This is a genomic window from Aeromonas sp. QDB62 (assembly GCF_027705695.1).
GTDB lineage: Bacteria > Pseudomonadota > Gammaproteobacteria > Enterobacterales > Aeromonadaceae > Aeromonas > Aeromonas allosaccharophila.
The window spans coordinates 1-5098 of record NZ_JAPDCD010000091.1 but is presented as its reverse complement, the minus strand read 5'-3'; the positions used below and the strand labels follow the sequence as shown (position 1 = coordinate 5098).

Below are 5098 nucleotides of genomic sequence, written 5' to 3'. Positions count from 1 at the left end.
AGACAACAAGCCAGCCTTGAATCTTACATCCGAAGAGCAAGCCGTGATAATGCTGGCTTAAACCGATCTCAGGTTACATACAAAGACAAACGGGCCTGCGACTGCAGACCCGTTTTTATTGCTGGCTATCCATCCCTTGGCGCTGACAGAGGCGCATCGTCATAAGAGAAACTCAGAGGCGGGAGGCGAAATAGAGATTCACCAGCTTGATAAAGTTGCGCTTGCGTTTGTATTCGGTCGCCAGCGCCCCGAGCTGCAGGCTAAAGCTCTCCTGCAGCGCCTTGTCATCCCCAAGCGATTGCTCCCGCTTGCGCAGCGCCGCCGCAGCTTGCTCATAGCCATCGTTCTGACCTGTCGCCACATAGCTGGCGGCAACCCGAAAGGTATAACTGATGGCCAGCAGCGGATTGTCCGGGGCGATCTTGTCCGCCAGGGTAAGCAGCAGCTCCGGGCTTATCTTGTGGGTGGCCACCCAGTCACAGGCATCCAGCACCCGCTCCTGATCGAGATAGAAGCGCACCAGCGCATCCTGATGAGAGGACAAATTGAACGGCTGACTGACCGCGGCCTGATCCTTGAAACACTGCTCGGCCCAGGGCAGCAGGGTTTCGTCCTGCCACTCCAACTGGTGTTGCAACTGGCGCAGCCGCTTGAACCCGTCAAAATGAGGCATCCGCTCGAACCCGGCCCGCGCCAGACGCCATGCCCGCCCCTTCTCGCCAAGGGCGATAGAGAGCCGGATCTCGACCTCATCGCACTCACTCTTTTCATGGGGTGATACCGCCAGCTTGCGCGCCTTGGCGAGCCAATACTCCCCCTCCAGCGGCTCATCATGATCGCAGCAGATGCTGCAGAGCCGGAGCCAATCCCGTGGCATGGTGGCAATACTGGCCAGCAAGGTCAGCTCGCGGCGCCAGTCACCGGTCGCGCGGGCCGCATCCAGCAAGGGGAGGGTATAGCGTTGCAGATCCCAGTCATACTCATCGCCCGGCACTAGTGCCGCCCGCAAGCTGGCGAGCTTCTGCTCGCAGCGCGCCAGAAGGGCTGGACTGTGCATGATATCGCCAAACGCCTCCTCTTCTGGGAAGATATCCTGCGGTTGCTCGATGAGGTGAGTAAAGAGCCAGTCGATCTTGTCACTCTCTGGCCATGGCAAGCGAGCAAAAAGCGCAGGGAGGCGTTCGCAGAGCGCAAACTCCAGCTCGCAGCGATCGCCATTGGAGTCATCGACCTGTAACAGCACGGTATTGAGCCGGTCCAGCGCGTAACAGGTCAGCTGCCACTGCTGCTCGAGCGGGAGGGTATCGATCCCCTCCCAGATCTCTTCAAACAACGCTTCGGCCTCGCTGAAGTAGTCGCTCACCGCCCGCCACTCCCACACATCCCGCTTGGGCAGCGCCCTGTTGATCATGCTTTTCAGTTTGGCCGGCGAGAGCGGCTGCTCACTCAGTTCCACTTTCCTCAACCAATAATCCCAGCGTTTCGGGTCGCGGCGGATCTCATCGAACAGCACATCGAGCAGCGCCGGTTGCTCTTGCCGCTCGAAATAGCCGCGCAATCTGGCCCGCGCATCGGGCACCTGTGCCACCGCGCCCTCCTCACCGTCCAAGCCGCTTAGCTGCATATTGAAGGCCAGCGCGGTGGCGACTGCGTGTTTGCAGAGCGTCTGATAGTCGGCAGCGGGGCAGTTGCAGTGACTCACCATCGTACGCCCGCACTCCAGTCTGACCCGATAGAGATGACTGCCCTGTACCCGGGCGGTGATGGTCTCACCATCCTGAGCGAGCTGCTGTACCGCCCCCTGACTGGCCAGTTTCACCCCCTTGGCAAAGCTGGCGTCGCCGCTTTGCGCCTTGAGTTCGGCAATATCGATCAGTTCAGCAGAATGTGAGGTGCTGCGGGCCAAAGGGGCTCTCCTTCTCCGGTGTGTCTATGGTCAGATGGCGCCATACATGTGATGGCAGGGTTTATCGAAAGCAGAGCGCATCAAAGCTCGGTGTCTCATCCCATATGGCGTGCTGATACTCGTCCCAGCGCTCGGCCAGATAAGGCTTGAGGGTTTGCAGGATGGTGATGGACGCGAGCTGCGCATGCAACTGTTTGATATCGCACTGCAGGTAGATAGTACCGATGATCCTCTAACGCGAGATCGGTCTTCTTCTTCTTCGCTCTCTGTTTGAACTTGTGCAAGGCGGCCACAGGTCACCATATCACCTGATTGCTGGCAATCTGTTAACGGTATTTAACCCTTGGTATCCACAGGGTTAAAGGGCATACCCCATGAAAAAATGCCATATGGCCAGCTTGATGGAGGTCACATTCCTCCCCCGCGACCCTCCCTATCATGCCCCCATCATTCGCCAGCCCGTCAAGTTGGCGATGGCACTTAAAGTGGAACACTCACGAATAACAAGAGAACAGACCATGCAGCAAACCAGCCCCCTCAAGACGGTCACGGTCAGCATATTGGCAACCGCCATGCTGATCTTTGTGGCCCAGTACCTGATAGGCAAGCAGGAGATCAAGATAGGCATCGCCATCATTCCGATCCTGCCGATGCTCTTTGCCGTCATCATCGGCATGTGCATTTCCGCCAAGCCGATCAAGGATCGCATCCCCGGCTGGAAGCAGCTCTTCACCGAGAAAGAAGAGGGCTTCTGCGGCAAGATGGTGGGCTTCAGCCTGCTGATCCTGGGCACCCAGTACGCGGGGATGATCATCCCCAACCTGAAGATGATCCTGAGCGTCGGCGTACCGCTGTTCCTGCAGGAGATTGGCAACCTGCTGCCGATCCTGATCGCCATTCCGCTGGCGGTGAAGTTCGGCTTTGGCCGTCGCGCCATCGGGGCCTGCTCCTCCATCAGCCGTGAGCCGTCGGTTGCGGTCATTCAGGGCAAGTTCGGCACCGGCTCCCAGGAGTACATCGGCGTGCTGGCCATCTACCTGTGCGGCTCAGTCATCGGCACCCTCTGGTTCAGCGTACTGGGCAGTATCGCCCCGCTCACCGGCCTGCACCCGCTGGCGCTGGCCGCTGGTTCCGGCGTGGGCTCAGGCTCCATGCTGAGTGCCGCCTCCGGTGCTCTGATCAACGGTCTCGACGAAGCGCTGGCCCAGCAGGTGCTGAGTATCGCAGCAGCCTCGAACCTGCTCTCTTCTGCCCTCGGCGCCCTCTCCCTCACCTATCTGGGTCTGCCGCTCGCTGAAAAAATCTATGCCCTGACCGCTAAAGGAGAGAAAGCATGAAAAGCATCGTAATGGATATGCGGTTCGTCTTTCTGGCGATCCTGCTGGCCATGTTTACCCAGACCCTGACCACCGGCACCCCGCTCTGGCTGATGGGTGACAGCTTCGTCGCCATGTCGCTGGTGGTGTTTGCCTCGCTGGTAGCCAAGCGCTATCTGCCCTCCTCCCTGCCTGCGTTTGCCTATGCCACCATCATCGGCATTCTCATCTGCCTGCCGGAGACCCCGGTGCGCGGCCTCTTTATCGATGCCGTCGCCAAGATCTCCTTCCTCTCCTGCTGCGTACCGCTGCTGGCCTTCGCCGGTCTCTCGGTGGGCGGTCAGCTGGAAGAGCTGAAAAAGATGTCGTGGAAAGTGATCCTGATATTCATGATCGTCTCCACCTGCTGCTTCTTCGGCGCGTCGCTGGTCGCCCAGCTCGGCTTCTCCATGCAAGGGATCATCTGATGAACAACATCCACATTGAGCCGGCCCTGCTGGCCCTGCGCGACTTCAGTCAGGAAGTGCGCCACCACCTGCACACTATTCCGGAAGCCTCCGGCGTCGAATTCAAGACCTCGGCCTACTGCCGCGAGCTGATGGCAGGCTTTGGCTATCGCCTCACCGACTACCCGGGCTTCACCGGTTTCCACGGTGATCTGGTGGTTGATCCTGTGCTGCCGACCATCGCCTTCCGTGCCGACATGGATGGCCTCGAGATGCACGACATGAGCGACGTTGCGTTCAAGTCGAGCCACGAGGGGATGGCCCACAACTGCGGCCACGACTCCCATATGGCGATCGCCCTGACCGCCGCCAAGTTTCTGGCCGCCAACCGCGATCGCCTGCAGTACAACGTCCGCTTTATCTTCCAGATGGCGGAAGAGGATATGCGGGTGCCGGGCGCCGAGAAGATGGTGGAGCTGGGCTGCATGAAGGGGGTGGACGAGGTCTATGCCCTCCATAACGACGGCGCCATGGAGACCGGCACCATCAAGTTCAACAACGGCGTCATGTCCTCCTGGGGCTCCGCCTGGACGCTGGATGTGCACGGTATCTCCGCCCACGGCTCCACCCCCCACAAGGGGCTGGATGCGATCCGCGAAGCGGTGCGGATCATCGAGGATATGGACTATATCGTCGCCAAGCGCACCAGTCCGTTCAGCCCGGCGGTGTTTGGCTGCGGCATGATCAACGGCGGCACTATTCCCAATGCCATCGCTGACCATGTGCAGGCGCGCGGCACCATCCGCGCCATGGATGCCGAGACCGACCAGATCCTGAAGAACAGCTTCAAGGAGATCGTGGCCCAGAGCGAACTGCGCGGCTTCAAGACCAAGATGGTCTATGCCGGTTATCCGGCGGTCGAGAACCACGCCGATGCCTGCGCCCGTCTGCTGCAAGCGGCCGCCGACGTATTGCCCTCCGAGGGGATCAACGCCCAGGGTCAGCCGATGACCGGCAGCGAGGATTTCAGCTACATGGTCAACGCCTGCCGTGACCGCAAGGGGGCCATGTTCTTCCTCGGCAGTGGCTGTCAGGCCAAGGGGATCTGCAACTACCTGCACGCAAATCCCTACTATCTGGACGATGACTGCCTGCTGGTCGGTGCCCAGATCTTTATCAATCTGGCAACGACTAAAAGCGCCTGACAGGCCAAGGGGATCTGCAACTACCTGCATGCGAATCCCTACTATCTGGACGATGACTGCCTGCTGGTCGGTGCCCAGATCTTTATCAATCTGGCCACCCGCCGCGATTGATCCCGCATACCGATAAAACCAGAAGAGAGGCCAAGGCCTTAATGCCAGTCAGTTAAGCCTGACTGGCATTGTTTTTATTGGCTTTTTTCACACTATACCTCTGGGGCCTTGGCT

At 59.5% G+C, this 5098-nt stretch carries 4 protein-coding genes; 3 read left to right on the top strand and 1 reads right to left on the bottom strand.

The features are described 5' to 3' along the window. Window positions 1-172: 172 nt before the first annotated feature. Window positions 173-1906, bottom strand: a complete 1734-nt coding sequence (locus tag OKC27_RS22380; RefSeq protein ID WP_270806722.1) for an SWIM zinc finger family protein — start codon at window positions 1904-1906, stop codon at window positions 173-175. Window positions 1907-2424: 518 nt separating this feature from the next. On the opposite strand from OKC27_RS22380, the gene OKC27_RS22375 reads away from it, so the two are divergent. The 3 genes from OKC27_RS22375 to OKC27_RS22365 are packed head-to-tail and all read left to right on the top strand — an operon-like array spanning window position 2425 to window position 4873. Then, a complete protein-coding gene (locus tag OKC27_RS22375) occupies window positions 2425-3243 on the top strand; it encodes a DUF3100 domain-containing protein (RefSeq protein WP_042658540.1) in 819 nt (272 codons plus the stop codon). Then, window positions 3240-3689, top strand: coding sequence for a hypothetical protein (locus OKC27_RS22370; RefSeq protein WP_182938888.1), 450 nt, complete (start codon window positions 3240-3242; stop codon window positions 3687-3689). The genes OKC27_RS22375 and OKC27_RS22370 overlap by 4 nt, the downstream gene beginning before the upstream one ends. After that, complete coding sequence (locus tag OKC27_RS22365) at window positions 3689-4873, top strand: M20 metallopeptidase family protein (protein WP_270694380.1); 1185 nt, start codon at window positions 3689-3691, stop codon at window positions 4871-4873. The genes OKC27_RS22370 and OKC27_RS22365 overlap by 1 nt, the downstream gene beginning before the upstream one ends. Window positions 4874-5098: the final 225 nt, after the last annotated feature.